Source organism: Streptomyces coelicoflavus, from assembly GCF_045041415.1.
In the GTDB taxonomy this organism is placed as follows: Bacteria; Actinomycetota; Actinomycetes; order Streptomycetales; family Streptomycetaceae; genus Streptomyces; species Streptomyces coelicoflavus.
On record NZ_CP108218.1, the window covers coordinates 7376430 to 7391709 of the forward strand.

The following is a 15280-nucleotide window of genomic DNA, read 5'->3' on the forward strand; positions in this document are numbered from 1 at the left end:
CTCCGGCGGCACGGTCGGCGGGACATCCCTTGCGCCGCCGGGATCGGGAACGCCCGTGCCCCCTCTGGCAGCCAACAGCGCGCCGGCCGCCCCCGCATGCGGAGCGCGACCGCCCAGGTGACACGTTCACCGCCCCGCCCCGGCACCGCGCCGGCCGGGGACCGTCACTCCGCGCCCGTGGTCACCTTCCGCTCCGCCGAGAACCCGCCCCAGGTGCCGTCGGGGAGCCTCGCCCGGACCTTCACCCGGTGCGCGACCCCGGCCTCGCGCCCGGCGTAGAAGCTGTACTCGGCACGGTCGCGCGGGACGTCGGCCCCGTAGACCAGCGAGGTCGCCGCCCGGCCGTCCAGATGGATCTGGTACTCGGTCACCGGACCGTCGGTGCGCGGCGGGATCCAGGACAGGTCGAGGTAGTACGCCCCGTCGGCCAGGTGGGAGTCGGCGCGCAGTCCGGTGGGCGCGGTGGCGCGGCCGTCGTCGGAGCCCGGTGTGGCGAGGCGGACGGGCCCGCCGGCGGGGGAGACGTTGTCGGCGGCGTCCCGCGCCCGGACGGTGAACGAGTAGCGGGTGCCCGGCCGCAGCCCCGTGACCACGGCCGCCGTCTGCTCGCCACCGACGCTGTGCACCTTCGCGTCACCCTGGTAGACGTCGTACGACACGACGTCGTGGTCGTCCTTCGCGGCCGACCAGGTGAGCTGGACCGCCCGGCTGCCCGCCGCCCTGCCGTGCACGTCTTCCGGGCGGGTCGGGGCGTTGCCGTCGCTCGCCGCGGCGGGAGTGGTCGCCCGCACCTCCCGGCTGCGCGGTCCGAGCCGCCCGTCGGCGTCCCGGGCCCGCACGGTGAAGGCGTACGCCGTCGACGGGTGCAGCCGGGTGACGTCCACCATCCGCTCGGGCGCCGGCACCTCCTTCACCAGCGTGCCGCCGCGATACACCTCGTAGGTCTCGACGCCGTCGACCGCGTGCCACATCACGTGCACGGTCGTCGCGCTGCCGGCCGCCGCGGTGACGCCCGTGGGTGCCCCGGGCAGTGCACCGCCCTCGCCGTCCTCGCCCCCGCCCCAGCCGCAGGAGGTCAGCAGGACGAGCACCCCGCAGAGCAGGGCGCACCGGCGCGTGAGAACGGCAACGGGAACCTCACGCACGGCTCTGCCTCCCCACACCGGCCCATAATGGTCCGGACCAATATGACCTCTGTGACGCGGTCACATCAAGAGGGTCGTGAGTCACGGTCACTCGGACGGGTTACGTATGCTGGGTCGTCCCACGGCCGAACTCTCCGTATGGACAGGGGGGTTCGGGTCGAAGGCGCGCGGACCGCTGTCGTCGCTGACCCCGCGCCGGCGCGGGCGGCCGGACGGGCCGGAGCCGGAACAGGCACGGCCCGCCCGCCCCCGGTCGCCCCTCGCGACGCACGGACCGGACGGCGGGTGTGCACCGTCTGGCCCTGCGAAAGGTGGTCGCGTGCGCGTTTCGGGGACAGATGGGGCCGAGTGTTCGTCCCTGTCTCCGAGGAGAGGCCACATCGTGCGTGTCCAGTCGCTGACACTGGTCGCGGCCAGCGCCGTCCTGCTCGCCCCCACGACGTTCCCCGACGCTCCGCCCGCTCCGCCACTGCCCGACCCGGCGCGGATCCTGCTGCCCGGCGCCCCCGACCGGGTCGAGCCGCCGCGCGCCGACCGGTCCGGGGTCCGGGTCGGACCCGTCCCCCACCTCCCGGCCGGGCAGCCCGCACCCCCCTCCCGGGTCGGAGCGGACTCCGGGGCCGGAGCCCGTCCGAAGCGGAGCGGCGACGAGGGACCGGTCCGCGCCGCCGACCTGCTGGCCAGGGTGCGGGACTGCGACCCCGTCTCGCGCGGGCGCTACCGCAGTGACGCCGGAGCACCGGCGGACATCCCCGTCTGCGGCTCACGGGACGCCGTGTACTGGAAGGCCGACCTCGACATCGATTGCGACGGCCGGCCCGGCGACCGGTGCAACGGCCGCACCGACCCGCACTTCAGCCCCGCCACCGCGTACACGGAGTCCGACGGCCGCCCGCTGGACGCGGAGCGCCTGCCCTACGTCGTCGTGCCCGGACCCAGCGGCACCTGGGACCCCCGGCAGGACGACGTCCGCGGCGGATCGCTCGCCGCCCTCGTCCACGGGGACCGGGTGCGGTACGCCGTCGTCGGCGACGTCGGCCCCAGCGACCTCATCGGCGAGGCCTCCTACGCCGCCGCCCGCTCACTCGGCATCCCGGCGGACCCGGCGGGCGGCGGCGTGGCCTCCGACGTGACGTACATCGTCTTCAAGGACAGCGAGGCCGAGCCCATCGAGGACACGGCCGCGGCCGAGAAGGCGGCGGAGCGGCTGGCGCGGAAGTTCGTGGACGGGGGCTGAGCGGGCCGGGACCGGAGCTGGAGGGGCCTGAACCGGCCGGGTGCTGCTGAGCCGTCCGGGGCGGCCGGGACCCGCCGGGTCCCGGCCGCCCCGGACTCTCCGCCGGGACGCAACCGGCCGCTCAGGCCTTCCGGTAGGAGTACGCCTCCGCGGCCGCCGCCTCCACGGCGTCGAGGCCGGCGCCCGTCGAGGCCGTGACGACCGCCGCCACCGCGCCCTCGACGAACGGCGCGTCCACGAGACGGGTGCGGTCCGGCAGTTCGTCGCCCTCGGCGAGCAGCGCCTTGACGGTGAGGACCGCACTGCCGAGGTCGGTGAGCACGGCGACCCCCGCGCCCCGGTCCACGGACGCGGCGGCGGCCGCGACCAGTTCCGAACTGGTACCGAACTCGCCGGAGGCGGTACCGCCCGCCGGGGCGACGGCCACCGCCCCGGCACCGCCCGACAACTCCTTCGCCAGCTCCGCCACCGAGGCGGCCACCTCGGCGCTGTGGGAGACCAGCACGATGCCCACCAGCTGCCGCTCGTCACTCACCGGCCGCCTCCTTCAGCGCCTCGAAGAGCAGCGCGGCGGAGGTCGCCCCCGGGTCCTGGTGACCGATGCTGCGCTCGCCCAGGTAGCTGGCCCTGCCCTTGCGGGCCTGCAACGGCGTGGTCGCCTCGGCCCCCTCCACGGCCGCCGTGCGGGCCGCGCCGAACGAATCGCCCAGGGCGTCCACGGCGGGCACCAGGGCGTCGATCATGGTCTTGTCGCCCGGCGCGGCACCGCCCAGCGTCCGGACGGCGTCCACCCCCGTCCGCAGGGCCTCGGCCAGCTGGCCCGCGCTCACCTCGGCCGAGTCCCCGAGCGCCTTGCCGGTGCGCCGCAGCAGCGTCCCGTAGAGGGGCCCCGAGGCCCCGCCGACCTTGGAGATGAGCTGCCGCCCGGCGAGGATCAGGACGGCGCTGGGTGTGGCGGGCGCCTCCTCCTCGAGCGCGGCGGCCACGGCCGTGAACCCGCGCTTGAGATTGCTGCCGTGGTCGGCGTCGCCGATGGGTGAGTCGAGAGCGGTGAGCCGTTCCGCCTCACGGTCGACCAGCGCGGTGGTCGCCGTCATCCAGCGGCGGAAGAAGTCGGCGTCGAGCACAGGATCTCCTTGCCTGGTAGGTACGTCGCGATGCTTCCACCGCCCACCGTCACATGCCCCACCGCAGACCCGGGGTGCTGACCGGCGCGTCCCACAGTCCGAGCAGCTCCTCGTCGATCTCGCACAGGGTGACCGAGGCGCCGGCCATGTCGAGGGAGGTGACGTAGTTGCCGACGAGGGTGCGGGCGACGGCGACACCCCGCTCGCCGAGGACCCGCTGCACCTCGGCATTGAAGCCGTACAGCTCGAGCAGCGGCGTCGCGCCCATGCCGTTGACCAGGACGAGGACGGGGTTGCGCGGGCCGAGGTCGGTCAGCACCGCGTCCACGGCGGCCTCGGCGATCTCGCCCGAGGTCATCATGGGCCGCCGCTCCCGGCCGGGCTCCCCGTGGATGCCGATGCCCAGCTCCAGCTCCCCGGAGGGGAGGTCGAAGGTGGGGCTGCCCTTGGCCGGCGTCGTGACGGCGCTGAGCGCCACACCGAAGCTGCGGGAGCTGTCGTTGACCCGGCGGGCGATCGCCTCGACCTGCTTCAGCGGCCGCCCCTCCCGCGCCGCCGCACCGGCGATCTTCTCCACGAACAGCGTCGCCCCCGTGCCGCGCCGGCCGGCCGTGTAGAGGCTGTCCGTCACCGCCACGTCATCGTTGACCAGCACCTTCGCGACCTGGATGCCCTCGTCCTCGGCCAGTTCGGCGGCCATGTCGAAGTTGAGCACGTCACCGGTGTAGTTCTTGACGACGAAGAGCACTCCGGCCCCGCTGTCCACGGCCGCCGCGGCCCGCACCATCTGGTCCGGCACCGGCGAGGTGAACACCTCACCCGGACAGGCGGCCGACAGCATCCCGGGGCCCACGAACCCGCCGTGCAGCGGCTCGTGCCCGGAACCACCCCCCGACACCAGCGCGACCTGTCCGGCCACGGGGGCGTCCCGCCGCACGACCACCCTGTTCTCGACATCCACGGTCAGCTCGGGATGGGCGGCCGCCATACCGCGCAGCGCGTCCGCGACGACGGTCTCGGGGACGTTGATCAGCATCCTCATGGGTACCTCCTGGGAAACCTGGCAGGCAAGTCGATGACCTGCGTATTTGTTGGTCGGAGCGGGCGGGGGCGGTTTTCGGTCCTGGCGTTGCGTGACGGGCTGGAGCGGGTTCTGGCAGTGCTGATGCCGACTTCCGTGACGGCTCGTCAGGCCTGCCGGACGGCTGGGGGCGGCTTGGTCGGGATCGCTGCTGTCGGCAGTATCGGCCTTGCGGCAGCGAAGGTCACGTGGGCGAACCGCATGGGCGCGCCCGAGTCCCTGAACGGCTGGCGCCGCGTGTCGGCGCAGAGGTGGGCCCGCGGGTTGCGCAGACGGAAAACCGGCGGGCCCGTGCCGATGCCATGAGGCCGTCCCGAAGGCGTTGGGCGGCGGGGGCGTTGCCGATACTGTGGTGACGCAGTCCGGAAACTGGAGGTGTCCGGTCGACGCCTGGTCGTTGAGTCGCGATGAGCGCGTGCAGCTGTACCGGCTGCTGTTGGGCGCCTACACCTCAAGAAATGATCTTGAGCGGCTTTTCTGGTTCGGGTTGAACCGTCGTCTTGGCTCCATCGTGGGGGCGGCCGACAACCACGACGATCTGGTGTTCAAGGTCATCCAGAACGCCGAACAGGACGGCTGGGTGCGGGAACTGGTGCAGGCGGTCGTGCATGACCGACCGGACAACGCGGGGTTGGCGCAATGGGCCGAGCCGCACCTGCCGCCCCCGGCGTCGTCCGAGGGTGCACGGCCTCCTCGGCTGGCCTTCGACCTGCGTGAAATCCGCGGGATCGTCGAGGGGGCCGCAGCAGCCGGCCCCGCCGACATGACGTTCGAGTCGATGGTGATCCACCACGACGCGGCGCACCTCTGCCTGCGCCATCAGGACATGTCGCGCAACTACCTCGTCCGTGTGCACGGACTCGTCCTCGACACGGAGGCCTCGGCGGGACGATTCCTCAACGAGGCGCGCCAGGCGCGGCAGGCTGCGGCCCATCACCGGGTCGCCGGCCTCCTGGACGCCGGGCTGACGGCGGACAGACATCCCTACCTGGTGCAAGACATCGGGCAAGCCGACATCCTTCGGCCGTCTCCCCTGGAGGTGACCGAAGTGATCGACATCGGGGCGAAGCTCGCCGACGCGCTCACCGTCGCGCACAACCGCGGCGCTGTCTACGGGCCCATCGATCCCTCACACATTCTCCTCGCGGCGGACGGCGAGCCATTGCTCACCTTCCCCGCGCTGCCGATGTTCGCGCCGGCGCAGGCGCCACCCGCGACGACAGAAAGGGACATCAGCGGCCTCTGCAAAACCCTGGTGGCTTTGCGGACCGACCGCCCCGATCAGGGATCGCGGGCGACGGCGGCGGCTGCGCCCGGTGCCGTGTCCGCTGAGCAGATCCGGTTGGAGAGCCAACTCCGCGAGATCTGCGCGGCTGCGTCGAAGGGCCAGCTCATCGCCGCCGCGGTCCGGGACCGGCTGGAGATGCTGAAGCGTGATTCAGTGGGCGCCAGACGCGCGTCGCGCGTGCTGGCGCGAGTGCCCGCGAGTACGGCGAACGGGCTGGCCGACAGCGAGGTGGTCTTCGTGCACGGCGACCTGTTCGAGCAGGAGGCCGACCTGGTCATCGGTTTCAGTGACACCTTCGACACCGCCACCGACGGCAGCCTGGTGATCAGCCCGTCGAGCCTCCAGGGGCAGCTCGTCGAGCGGATCTACCAAGGCGATGTGGAGGCCCTGGACGCCGACCTCGACCGGGCGCTGGCCGCGGTGAACGCCGAGAGCGTGGAGAGCCGTTCGGGCAAGCGGCACGGAAAACTGGCGCGCTATCCGGTGGGCACGGTAGCCGTACTCGAACGGGAGCGGTGGCGCGTCTTCGCCGTCGCCTTCAGCCAGATGGCCAACACCCTGACTGCTCAGTCGACGGAGGCCTTTCTCCACCTGAGCCTGGGCAATCTCTGGGAGGAGGTCAGGCGCCGCGAGACCGACCGCGCGGTCGCCATGCCCGTGCTCGGCGCCGGTCTGTCACGGCTGGAGTTGGAGCGTGAGACGCTCGTCAACATGACCCTGGCGTCGTTCCGTGAACACACTCGCCGCGCTTCGGTGTGCCGCGAACTGCGCATCGTCGTCCACCCCTCGGACGCAACAGGCTTCGTGCTGCCGTTGGGGGACTGACCGCAGCCCCGTGTCGTGGGCGCCGACCCGGACCACGGGCTTGCCGAGCAACTCGGCGTAGGCGATCTCCTGGCGCACCCCGTCGGCAGCGTCCGCGTGCGCGCTGGACACTACGACGACCATGCGGCAGTGCTCGATCTGTGGAAAGACGGTGTCCCGCCAAGCAGGAGAGTGCAGTTCGGGGCCGCAGATCCAGGGGTGCAGGCCGGTGGACCGCAATCGGCGCACCAGGCGCAGTGTGGACGAACGGTCGCGACGGCTGTGGCTGACGAAGACGAGCCACGGATCGACGGCACGGTCGTGAACCATGCTGCCGCTCACCTCTCGTACTTCGGTCACGCTTCGATCGTATCGCGTCCCTTCGCTCCCGCCGGGACAATGTTTCCCGACACACTTGGAGGGGCGTACGACGCGGAACGGAGAGGGGATCGCTGCATGCCGATGGACGGGCGGGTCGCCGAGCGGTTCAGCGAGGCGCTGATGGACGCCTTTCAGCCAGAGCAGTTGCGGCAGTTCCTCTACTACCGGCTGAACAAGCAGCTGGCCCGGATCTCGATGCAGTCCACCTACGACGCCGTCGTGTTCGACGTGCTCAGGGCTGCCGACTCCGAAGGCTGGCTCGACCACCTCGTCACGGCCGCCCGGCAGTCGCGCCCGGGGCACGCCGGTCTCTTCCGGGCCGCTCAGGATCTTGGGCTGGCCGTGGACACCCGTGGTTTGGAGAGCATCCTCAACGTCCGTGCTCCCGAGATCCATCCGGCGCTGTTCCGCGCCGGTCTCGGCCTGATCGAGGGGCGGGTGTGCAGGGTGGAGGCGGCCCGGTCCGGCGTGCCCCGCCCACTGGGCACCGGGTTCCTGGTGGGCCCCGACCTCTGCCTGACCAGTTTCCATGTGGTGGAGGGACTTTTCGGCGGGCGGCTACGGCCGGACGAGGTCCGGGTGCGGTTCGACTTCAAGCTCGGCGTTCAGCGCGGCGGCGGCCCCGGCGCGCCGGGCGTGCCGCAGCCGGCCACGGAAGCGGTGTCCGGCCTCGCCGAGCAGTGGTGCGTGGCCTTCGCGCCCTACGGGGACGCCGACCGGGACCCGGTCGCGGAGCGGGTGCCGGCCGCTGGGGAGTTGGACTTCGCTCTCCTGCGGCTGGCCGATTCACCGGGTGACCGCCCCATTGGCGACGACGCGGAACCGAGCTCGCCGGAACGGGGCTGGATCGACGCGCATGCGCCGGTGACGCTACGCGAAGGGGATGACATCGTGGTCTTCCAGCATCTGCTGGGCGGCCCCATGCGGCTGGCCTTCGGGAAGGTCACAGCGGTCACTGCGAACGGCACCAGGATCCGGCATACAGCCGATACCGACCACGGATCGTCGGGGTCCCCCTGCTTCACTCTGGCGCTGGATCTGGCCGCGATTCATCAGGCGGGCGATCCGCAGCAGGATCCCTGGCACGTCCCCGCCTACAACCGGGCTGTGCCGATCGCTCCGGTGGTCAGCACTTTTCCACCGGGGACACTCGCACCACAGTGTTGAGGGGAATGGTCTGCACGGCACCGCTGTCGGTCCGGCGCACGGAAATACGGCCGGCGGTCGCTGAGGGCAGCAGGGTCCCGCACGTCGCGGAACGGTCCGTCAACGCGACCTTCACCACGGGGCTGGGGGGAGCCGCCGCGGGCAGCAGCCATGGAAGCATGGCCGCGGCGGTCACCGCGGTCAGCGCGGCCCCGGCCGCGATCACCGCGCCGCGCAGGCGCACCGCCGCCGTGAGAGGAAGTGCCCGCAGTGAGGAGTACCAGCTGATCAGATCCTGGTCAGAGGTGACCGTACGCGTCCGCGGCCAGCCGTAGGCTGCTCGGCAGCCCTGAATCACGGCGAAGCCACCGAGGATCACCACCGCGGCAATCAAGCTTGCGACCGCGGTCTTCCCGCTGCCGGTCAGCCCGGCAATCCGGTCGGTCTGCAACCCGATGCCCAGCACACCGAGCAGCCCCAGCAGCGACGCGATGCCCGCGGTCCACTTCTCTGCTCCCGCGCGCAAGCTCGTCAGCTCATCTGCCTGTGCCGTCCGCCAGGCCTCGGCTGCCTCGATGAGGTAGGGGTCGTCCGAAGGGCGCAATGCGACATCGCCGGCCGCGTCGGTCTCGGCGGTCACGGTCCACGTCCGGCCACACCCGCGCGGTGGTTCGACGGGTTGCCCCGCGTGCTCCCGGCCGCAAGTGCAGCTTGCTGTGACGGTGAGTGCGGACGGCCCGGCCGTCGCGACTCCTCCGCCCTCGAACGAGGTTTCGGTGAGCCGCACCACCGCCGTGGCGGTGTGACGACAGGCCGGGCACGGCCCCTCCAGTCGCAGGGTCGATCCGACCCGTCGGCCCCGCCACGCCGACAACTGCGTGGCCGACACCGGTATCCATTCCGCCGAATGGACCATTTCGCTCACGTCCCCGCCCCTCCCACGCGTTGTCGGACCCGAACGATCGTGTCCAGTGCACCCATGCCCAGCCACCCGCACAGTCATCCCACACGCTGCATCGACGCCGCGAAACCCTGCCGCGAACTGGAGCAAGCCGACTGCGGACCGACCAGAGTCCTGCCGGGGCCGTATCGATCTTGCGACCGCGAAGGTCACGCGAGGTGACGTCTGTAGAGGTCAGGGAATACCGGTCTGCGCTCAAGCCGAGGGGGGCCGGAGGCCGGCGGTGCATTCGCCTTCCTGGGCGGCCATGACCTCATCGCCATGTTCGACGGCCCATGCTCCGACGGCGTCGACGGGTGCCAGCAGAGTCCGGCCCAGGGCGGTGAGCCGATACTCAACGCGCGGTGGCGCTCCGGGGTGTGCCTGCCGGTCCACGAGTCCGTAGGACTGCACGCGCCGCAGCGTCTCGGTGAGGACCTTGGAGCTGATCGCCCCGATCAGCTCGCGCAGTTCGACCGGGCGTTTGGGGCCGTCGCGCAGTGCCCAGAGCACGACGGCGTTCCAGGTGTTGGAGAGGAGGTCGAAGGCGAGGCGGGCGCGGCAGTCGGCGAGGAAGGCGTCGGTCGTCACGTACCAAATGGTGCCCGACAGGACCTCTAGCGTCGAAGTCGACGGTCCAAGCAGGTCCTGGGAGGGAATGCGTGATGAGAATCGGCGTACTGGGCACGGGCGGCATGGCGGACGCGCTCGCCGACCACTGGGTGCGGGCCGGGCACGAGGTGGCCGTCGGAGGACGGGACGTGCACAAGGCGAAGCGGCTCGCGACGCGCCTCGGGGGCGGCGCGAAGCCCGCCGGTCTGCGGGCGGCGGCCGAGTTCGGGCAGGTGGTGCTGGCCGCGCTGCCCTTCGGCGCGGGGACGGACGTGGTGCGGGAACTGCAGGCGGTCCTGGGCGGCAAGGTTCTGATCGACTGTTCCAATCCGGTCGGTCCGGGCTTCCGGCTGCTGACACAGGGCAGACGCTCGGCCGCACAGCGACTGGCCGCGGCGGCGCCGGGAGCCCGTGTGGTCAAGGCGTTCAATCTCTGCCACGAGGACGTGTGGCGCATGTCGCCGCCCGTCTTCGACGGACGGCCGCTGGCCGTTCCCGTCTGCGGCGACGACGAGACCGCCCTCGCGCTCGTACGCGAGCTGGTGCGGGATGCCGGCTGCGAGCCTTTGGCCGGCGGCGGTCTCGAACGGGCGGGCCTCCTGGAGGCGACCGCCGCGCTCTTCATCGGGCTGTGGGTCGGCGAGGGAGCCGATGCCCAGGCAATCGCACCCCCGCTGGCGTATGCCGCCGGACCGGCACACGCGGAACCGGACGACGCCGAGCGGTGCCGTCCACGCCTGTGAGTCGCTTCCTCCGGTCTCTCTGAAGGTGCTCTTCGTCAGCTCGGTGATCCTCGATCCCGTTGGCCGCCGTGCCGGTGGTGCTTCTCGGAGTCGTTGTGCTCCCTTGACCTGCGAGGGTTCACCAGGGTGGTTCTGGGCCCACCCCAGGTGGGGTGCTGGACCGCTGGTGGGCCGAACGGGCCGTTCATAGCGTTGTGTTCATGATGGATGACACGAACGAAGAACGAAAAGGTGCCACCCGGCGAACGGCGCTGCGTGGGCTGGGGCTCGCGATGGGGGGCATGGCCGTGGGCACCGGGCTCGCAAGCTCGCCGGCCGCGGCGGCCCCGCGTCGACGGCCCGTCACCTACGTGCTGGTGCACGGTACCCACAGCGCCGGCGCGTTCTGGATGCCGATCGCGCGGGAACTGGTGCTGCGCGGCCACCGCGCCGTCATGGTGGACCAGCCGCGGCACGGCGCGGAGGCTTTCGTGGCGGAGTCCTACCAGCGGCAGGACCTCGCCGCGATGGCGGTCGAACCGTCCCCGCTGAAGGGCCTCGGGCTGGACGACTACGAGGCGCGCGTCACGGGCGTCGTGCGGCGGGCCGCACGGAACGGCCCGGTGGTGCTGGTCGGGCACAGCCTGGGTGGCGTGTCGGTCAGCCGGGTCGGCGAGGCCGTCCCGCACCTGCTGCACCACATCTGCTACATGGCGGCCTTCTGTCCCAGCCGCGTCCTGCCCACGGCGGACGCCTGCACGGCGGCGCCCGAGAACGCGAACGCCGTCAGCCCGGTGGAGCTGACGGTGGGTGACCCGGACCGGCTCGGGGTGTTGCGGCTGAACTTCCGTACGGGCGTCAGCGGTGAATTGGCCCTCCTGAAGGAGATGATCTGCGCCGACTACCCCGACGCCGACTTCCGCCGGATCCTGGCCGGCATGCAGACCGACGAGCCCGTCGCCGCCTATGCGGGCCGAGCGGTCGGCCGGGCCGGCACCTGGGGACGCATTCCCCGCACGTACCTGCGTTTCGGCAGGGACCGTACGATCGCCACCGCGCTCCAGGACAGGATGATCGCGGAAGCCGACGCGTCCACACCCGGCAACCGCTTCCGGGTGCACGATTTCCCCGGGGCGTCACACGTCGGCCCTCTGGATCCCACCCCGGTTGCGGACGTCCTGGACACGCTCGCAGGACAGGGGGGCTAGGTTCCGTCCGGCGGACCGGAACCAGGGAGCGGGTTCCACCTCTCTGCACGGTGCTCTGGACGGTGCTTCCTCCGGCGTTGCGGGGTCATGGTCTGTGTATGTAACATACATATTGGCCCTCCAAGGGTCCCGGGCGGTCACGAAAGGAACAGCACCATGAGCACACGCAGCCTCCAGGGCAGGACGGCCATCGTCACGGGAGGCGGGTCGGGCATCGGCGGTGCCGTCACGAGGCTCTTCGTCGCGCGCGGCGCCCGGGTCGTGATCGTCGACCTGGACGAAGAGGCGGGGCGGAGCATCGCCGACGAACTCGGCGACGCCGTGGTCTTCCTCCGGGGCGACGTCGGTGACCGCAAGGTCGCCGACACGGCCGTGGCCACCGCCGTCGACCGCTTCGGATCCCTGGACGTGCTGGTGAACAACGCGAGCGTGTCGCGGCAGAAGCCGTTCGAAGAGCAGACGGACGACGACTGGGACCTCGCGATGAACACCGGCCTGTACGCGACCCGCAACTTCATGCTCGCCGCACTGCCCGAACTGAAGAAGACCGGCAACGCCAGCATCGTCAACTTCGGCTCCGGCGCCGGCCTCAACGGGCAGCCGAACCAGGCGTCCTACGCCGCGGCCAAGGAAGCGATCCGCGGCCTGAGCCGGGTGGCCGCCAACGAGTGGGCGCCGCACAACATCCGGGTCAACGTGGTCTGCCCGATGGCCCTGACCGCCGGGGTGGCCCAGTGGGCCGAGGCCCGTCCGGAGCAGTACGCGCAGTCCGCCGCCTCGGTGCCGCTGGGCCGCTTCGGCGACCCCGAGCGCGACGTGGCGCCCATCGTCGCCTTCCTCGCGAGCGACGACGCGCAGTACATGACCGGCCAGACCGTGATGGCCGACGGCGGGGCCGTGAAGCTCCGCTGAAGCGCGTGCGCGGTCGCGGCAGCCGGCGGAGAGACCCCGGCCGCCGGGAGCCCGCGCGACTGATCACCCCCACCGTGAACCACCAGGAGAAGAGCATCATGGGAACCATCGCCGTCACCGGAGCCGCGTCCGGCATGGGCGCCTCGATCGCGGCCCGGCTCGTCGGACAGGGCCACCGCGTCATCGGCGTCGACCTGCGCGACGCCGACGTGGAGGCCGACCTGGGCACCCCGGCGGGACGGGCCGCCGCCGCGGCCGAGGTCACCCGCCTGTGCGACGGTCGGCTCGACGGCTTCGTGCCGTTCGCCGGGATCTCCGGCGGCGCGGGCCGGCCCGCGAGTCTGCTGGTTTCCGTCAACTACTTCGGCGCCGTCGGACTGCTGGAGGGGCTGCGTCCGGCGCTGGCCGCGGCGGGGACGTCCGCGGTGGTCCTCGCCTCGTCCAACTCCACCACCACGCAGCCCGGCTGGAGCCCCGAGCTGGCCGCGGCCTGCCTGGCGGGTGACGAGGAGGCGGCCCGGGCGCTGGCGGACGCCCAGACCGACGAGGGCGGCGTCCTCACCTACCCGGCCACCAAGGCGGCGATCGCCCACTACACCCGCACCCGCGCCGCCGACTACGTCGCGGACGGCATCCGCCTCAACGCCGTCGCACCGGGATTCATCGACACCCCCATGACCCGGGCGGGCCGCAAGGACCCGCGGATCGCCGCCGGCATCGACGCCTTCCTGAAGTCCGTACCGGCGGGCCGGGCGGGCAGCCCCGACGAGGTCGCGGAACTGGTGCTCTTCCTGCTGTCCGCCAAGTCGGGCTACTGCGTGGGCACGCTGATGTACTGCGACGGTGGCCTGGACGCCGAGCTCCGCGGCCTGGACTGGCCCGCGGTGCGGACGCCGCAGGTCTGACGGACGGACGCCCCGGGTGCCCGGGACGCCGCGGCGGCTGACGGGCATCCGGCGGCCGGCGGCGTGCCGGGAGGGCGTGGCTCAGTCCCGCCCGCCGGAGCCGGGGCGTCCCGCGGCCGACTGCCGTCCGGGGGATTTGCGGACCGCCGACCGGGCGGGCGCGGGCCCGGCCGCCGGCCCGTCCGCTGCCGGGACCCCGTGCGCCAGGTGGTCGCGCGGGGCGTCGGGGTCGATCAGCCGGTTGAGGCGGGCCGGGACGTCGAAGCCGACCAGGAGGGCCACCAGGATCGTGCCGGCGAACGTCAGCAGGGCCAGCGAGGTGCCCAGGGACCTCCCCTCGGCGAGCCGGGCGCCGAGGACCGGGGCCACGGCGCCGCCAAGCGCGCCGACGTTGTAGGTGAACCCGAGCCCCGAACCGCGGCTTCCGGTGGGGAAGTGACCGCCGATGTAGCGCGGCAGCAGCCCCGAGATGCCGAAGCTCAGCGCCTGAAGGGCGAACAGCAGCACGCCCATCAGGAACAGGTTGTCCTTGGTCGCGAACACCGGGAAGACGAACGCCAGCGAGGCGACCAACGTGAAGGCGTACGCCTTGCGGGTGCCGATCCAGTCGCCCACGAAGCCCGCCAGGACGCAGCCGGCGGCCGTGCCGAAGCCCGCGAAGTACAGGGCGTCCGTGACCTGGCCGGGCGTGTAGCCGAGATCGTTCTTGAGGTAGGTGGGCAGCAGGGCCTGGATCGGCCAGGTGTACAGGAACGCCACGAAGACGGTGACGATCAGGGACAGGTACAGCAGCCAGCCCTTGCGGCCGCCGAGCTGAACGGTCAGCGCGACCAGGCAGGCGCCGGCGAGCACCGACAGTACGGGGACGGCGCCGGCCCCGACCGGGCTGAACACGGCGAACAGGGTGACCGTGCCCAGCACCACCAGGGCCGTGTTGACCGTGGCCAGGGCGCGGGTGGCGAACAGCGGCCGGAAGGGGTTGGGGCGCTGCGCCCGTTCGCCGACCGAGGCGCTCCACTCCTCGGCCTCGGGCAGTGCGCGGCGCACCCACAGGGCGACGACCACGGGCAGGACGCCGAGGAAGAACATCCAGCGCCAGCCCAGGCTCGGCACGACCCACTTGTAGCACTCGGCCGCGAGCACCGAACCGATCGAGAATCCCGAGATGAGGAAGCCGGAGGCGCGGTTGCGCACCCGGACCGGCCAGCTCTCCAGCACGTACGTCGCACTCGCGCTGTACTCGCCGGCCATGCCCATCCCGATGAGCAGCCGGGCGGTGAACAGGCTGGTGTAGTCCCAGGCGAAGCCGCACGCGAAGGTGCCGATCGAGTACAGCAGGATGCTCGCCACCATCGACGCCTTGCGCCCGAAGCGGTCGCCCGCCGCGCCGAGCACCGCGCCGCCGAGCCAGCGGGTGATGAACGCACCGGAGACCAGGCCGGCGGCCTCGACCGTGCTGAGACCGAACTCGTCACTGATCTCGGTGAGAACCAGCGTGATGAGGACGAAGTCGAATCCGTCCAGCACATAGCCGATCCAGGCGGCGAAGAACGACTTCCACTGGCTGCGGCTCACTTCCCGGTACCAGGGGAGTGCCGATGCGGGCTTGGCTGTCACGGTGTCTCCAGGGTGCGCTCCTCGTCGAGCGCGGTTCGGTGGGGCGCCGCCCCGGCCGCGCCACCGCCGACCCTATCCGCGCCGGGGCCGAAGGCGCTGGTGAGGCCGCCCACACCGCCGGTCCTCCCGTTGCGCGCAACGATCATTGGCATCGA

Annotated in this window: 15 protein-coding genes and 1 pseudogene; 7 read left to right on the plus strand and 9 right to left on the minus strand. The window is 72.1% G+C overall.

The window, feature by feature from the left end; all coding sequences use genetic code 11:
• Positions 1-164 precede the first annotated feature (164 nt).
• Positions 165-1145, minus strand: coding sequence for a fibronectin type III domain-containing protein (locus OHA99_RS33220; RefSeq protein ID WP_405698541.1), 981 nt, complete (start codon positions 1143-1145; stop codon positions 165-167).
• A gap of 382 nt (positions 1146-1527) precedes the next feature.
• On the opposite strand from OHA99_RS33220, the gene OHA99_RS33225 reads away from it, so the two are divergent.
• The gene (locus tag OHA99_RS33225; RefSeq protein ID WP_153181134.1) at positions 1528-2382 is read left to right on the plus strand and encodes a glycoside hydrolase family 75 protein; all 855 of its coding nucleotides are present in this window, start codon (positions 1528-1530) and stop codon (positions 2380-2382) included.
• A 121-nt stretch (positions 2383-2503) separates the two neighbouring features.
• Here OHA99_RS33225 and OHA99_RS33230 read toward each other — a convergent pair whose 3' ends face one another.
• From OHA99_RS33230 to dhaK, 3 genes are read right to left on the minus strand one after another with little or no spacing between them, the layout of a single operon-like run.
• Positions 2504-2917 carry a PTS-dependent dihydroxyacetone kinase phosphotransferase subunit DhaM gene (locus OHA99_RS33230; RefSeq protein ID WP_381593368.1) on the minus strand — a complete coding sequence of 138 codons (414 nt, stop codon included), beginning with the start codon at positions 2915-2917 and terminating at the stop codon, positions 2504-2506.
• Positions 2910-3509, minus strand: coding sequence for a dihydroxyacetone kinase subunit DhaL (gene dhaL / locus OHA99_RS33235; protein ID WP_405698543.1), 600 nt, complete (start codon positions 3507-3509; stop codon positions 2910-2912). The genes OHA99_RS33230 and dhaL overlap by 8 nt, the downstream gene beginning before the upstream one ends.
• A 49-nt stretch (positions 3510-3558) precedes the next feature.
• Positions 3559-4551, minus strand: coding sequence for a dihydroxyacetone kinase subunit DhaK (dhaK, locus tag OHA99_RS33240; RefSeq protein ID WP_405698545.1), 993 nt, complete (start codon positions 4549-4551; stop codon positions 3559-3561).
• Between the two features lie 391 nt (positions 4552-4942).
• On the opposite strand from dhaK, the gene OHA99_RS33245 reads away from it, so the two are divergent.
• Positions 4943-6703, plus strand: coding sequence for a macro domain-containing protein (locus tag OHA99_RS33245; protein ID WP_405698546.1), 1761 nt, complete (start codon positions 4943-4945; stop codon positions 6701-6703).
• Between the two features lie 60 nt (positions 6704-6763).
• Here the strand turns inward: OHA99_RS33245 and OHA99_RS33250 are convergent.
• A pseudogene (locus tag OHA99_RS33250) lies at positions 6764-7012 on the minus strand (TIR domain-containing protein); the annotation flags it as partial.
• A 126-nt stretch (positions 7013-7138) separates the two neighbouring features.
• Here OHA99_RS33250 and OHA99_RS33255 point away from each other — a divergent pair.
• The gene (locus tag OHA99_RS33255) at positions 7139-8230 is read left to right on the plus strand and encodes an effector-associated domain EAD1-containing protein (RefSeq protein ID WP_366473325.1); all 1092 of its coding nucleotides are present in this window, start codon (positions 7139-7141) and stop codon (positions 8228-8230) included.
• Here OHA99_RS33255 and OHA99_RS33260 read toward each other — a convergent pair.
• Positions 8190-8849, minus strand: coding sequence for a hypothetical protein (locus tag OHA99_RS33260; protein WP_405698548.1), 660 nt, complete (start codon positions 8847-8849; stop codon positions 8190-8192). The genes OHA99_RS33255 and OHA99_RS33260 overlap by 41 nt on opposite strands.
• A 516-nt stretch (positions 8850-9365) precedes the next feature.
• The gene (locus tag OHA99_RS33265; protein ID WP_405698549.1) at positions 9366-9740 is read right to left on the minus strand and encodes a winged helix-turn-helix transcriptional regulator; all 375 of its coding nucleotides are present in this window, start codon (positions 9738-9740) and stop codon (positions 9366-9368) included.
• Positions 9741-9814: 74 nt separating this feature from the next.
• On the opposite strand from OHA99_RS33265, the gene OHA99_RS33270 reads away from it, so the two are divergent.
• The 4 genes from OHA99_RS33270 to OHA99_RS33285 all read left to right on the plus strand — a co-directional run bounded on the left by OHA99_RS33270 (position 9815) and on the right by OHA99_RS33285 (position 13508).
• Complete coding sequence (locus OHA99_RS33270; protein WP_405698551.1) at positions 9815-10504, plus strand: NADPH-dependent F420 reductase; 690 nt, start codon at positions 9815-9817, stop codon at positions 10502-10504.
• Positions 10505-10776: 272 nt separating this feature from the next.
• On the plus strand, positions 10777-11691 hold the full coding sequence (locus OHA99_RS33275) for an alpha/beta hydrolase (protein WP_405699034.1): 915 nt from the start codon (positions 10777-10779) through the stop codon (positions 11689-11691).
• Between the two features lie 156 nt (positions 11692-11847).
• A complete protein-coding gene (locus tag OHA99_RS33280; RefSeq protein ID WP_153181141.1) occupies positions 11848-12603 on the plus strand; it encodes an SDR family NAD(P)-dependent oxidoreductase in 756 nt (251 codons plus the stop codon).
• Between the two features lie 98 nt (positions 12604-12701).
• Positions 12702-13508, plus strand: a complete 807-nt coding sequence (locus tag OHA99_RS33285) for an SDR family oxidoreductase (protein WP_381500155.1) — start codon at positions 12702-12704, stop codon at positions 13506-13508.
• An 81-nt stretch (positions 13509-13589) separates the two neighbouring features.
• Here the strand turns inward: OHA99_RS33285 and OHA99_RS33290 are convergent, their stop codons facing one another.
• Both OHA99_RS33290 and OHA99_RS33295 read right to left on the minus strand, forming a co-directional pair.
• A complete protein-coding gene (locus OHA99_RS33290; RefSeq protein WP_405698552.1) occupies positions 13590-15125 on the minus strand; it encodes a sialate:H+ symport family MFS transporter in 1536 nt (511 codons plus the stop codon).
• Positions 15122-15277 (minus strand): hypothetical protein, encoded by a 156-nt coding sequence (locus tag OHA99_RS33295; protein ID WP_164385792.1) that lies wholly within the window; start codon positions 15275-15277, stop codon positions 15122-15124. The genes OHA99_RS33290 and OHA99_RS33295 overlap by 4 nt, the downstream gene beginning before the upstream one ends.
• Positions 15278-15280: the final 3 nt, after the last annotated feature.